Annotated in this window: 1 protein-coding gene; it reads left to right on the top strand. The window is 69.8% G+C overall.

Annotated features, from left to right (window positions below; translation table 11 throughout):
• Positions 1–291: 291 nt before the first annotated feature.
• The coding region (locus AC08OO_RS10000; protein ID WP_476618442.1) for a transglycosylase domain-containing protein at positions 292–2105 on the top strand (1814 nt) is incomplete at its 3' end.

Raw genomic sequence — 2105 nt, 5'->3', positions numbered from 1 at the left:
GCCCCCGCCCCGCCCCGATCCGCCGCATCGCCCCGATCCGCCAGGCCGTCCCGATCCGCCAGGCCGTCCCGATCCGCCAGGCCGTCCCGATCCGCCAGGCCGGGCAACGTGACGAGCGGCGTCACCTATGCGGACGACGGCGCTTCCGCGCGTCGCTCCCCCGGCGGCACGGGCGACGGTCCGGCCGCAGCCGGCGTGGCCGGGGCCAGCGCGGCCGGGGCCGGGGCCGGTGGAGCGGGTAGGCCGCTCACCCCCCGTCCGCCCGTGAACCGCCGTCGGGTCCTGAAGAAGATGGGGCTGACGGCGATCGTTCTGGGGCTGGTCGTCTCGTTGTTGTCCCTGCCGTTCGTCGGTGCGGTCGGCCTGTTCGCCAAGGAAAGCGCGGACCACTTCCTCGGGCTGCCCGCCGAGCTCGTCACACCTCCGTTGCCGCAGAGTTCGACGATTCTGGCCGCCGACGGATCAGTGATTGCCACGTTGCGCGGGGCCGAGAACCGCATCGTCGTGCCCGGCAACGAGATCCCGAAGATCATGCGCGAGGCGATCGTCTCGATCGAGGACGCCCGCTTCTACAAGCACGGCGGCGTCGACCCACAGGGCGTCTTCCGCGCCGCGCTGCGCAACAGCGAGGCCGGCGGAGTCGCTCAGGGCGGTTCGACGCTGACTCAGCAGTACGTCAAGAACGTGCTGCTGCAGAACGCCCGCACCACGCGGGAGCGAGAGGTCGCGGCCGGGGACTCCCTGGACCGCAAGATCCAGGAGCTCCGGTACGCCCTGGACATCGAGAAGCGGTTCTCCAAGGACGAAATCCTGGAGCGCTACCTCAACATCGCGTATTTCGGTGACGGCGCGTACGGGATCGGCACCGCCGCCGAGCACTACTTCGGGGTGCCCATCTCCCAGGTCACCCTCGAACAGGCGGCGCTGCTAGCCGGGCTCGTGCAGAGTCCGTCCCGGTACAACCCCGCAGCTCACCCGGAGGCCGCGCTGGCCCGGCGCAACACCGTGCTGGACAAGATGGCCGCCGAGGGGTACGTCTCCACCACCCAGGCGGAGGCGGCGAAGCAGCTGCCGCTGAACGTCGTGAAAGCCCCGCCGCCAGCCGCGGACTCCTGCGAGACGTCGTCGGCGCCGTTCTTCTGCGACTACGTGCGCTCCCAGCTGCGGGCGAGCCCGGCGCTCGGTTCCACCCTGGAGGAACGCAACCGACGCATCTACGAGGGCGGCCTGGTCATCAGGACCACTCTCGACCCACTAGTGCAGCAGGCGGCGCAGGACGCCGTCAACTCGACCATATCGCCGAGCAACCGGGTGTCGGCGACCGAGGTCGTCATCCAGCCCGGTACCGGCAACATCCTCGCCATGGCAGTGAACCGGGTGTACGGCTCGAACACAGCCGCCAACCAGACGGTGGTGCCGCTACCGACCAACGCCACCTTCCAGCCCGGGTCGACGTTCAAGACCTTCGTGCTCGCCGCCGCGCTCGAACAGGGCTACGGCACCTCGACGGCCTTCTACTCCCCGGCCTGCTACGAGAGCAAGAAGTTCCCGTTGGACCGCGGTGAGGGCGACTGCCCCAGGGGTTTCTCGAACTCCGATCCCGCCGAGGCCGGCATCTACGACATCCCCAAGGGCACCTGGGACTCGGTGAACACCTTCTACGTGCAGCTCGCGGAGAAGACCGGCATCCCGGCGGTCCTGGAGATGGCCAAACGCCTAGGCGTCACACCGCCGAAGGCGGACAAGATCGGCTCCACCGACGGGGCCACCGCCATCGGTGGCGGCCAGTACATGTACGTTTCCCCGTTGCAGATGGCCGACGCCTACGCGACGATCGCCGGCGGCGGGGTGCGCTGCACGCCCCGCTTCGCCACCGGGGCCGTCGACTCCAGCCACGACCCGATCGACATCGCCCAGCCGCCGCAGTGCGAACAGGTACTCGCCAAGGGTGTCGCCGACACCGTGACCAGCGTGCTCGCCGGCGTCCCGCTCCACGGGACCGGGACCAAGGCGGCCATCGACCGCCCCTCGGCGGGCAAGACCGGCACCACCGACGAGTTCTCTGCCGCCTGGTATGTCGGCTTTACCCCGCAGATCACCGCAGC

The organism is Frankia sp. CeCAU1 (genome assembly GCF_977971845.1).
The sequence above is the reverse complement of the archived record's forward strand: the minus strand, read 5'-3'. Positions and strand labels throughout refer to the sequence as shown.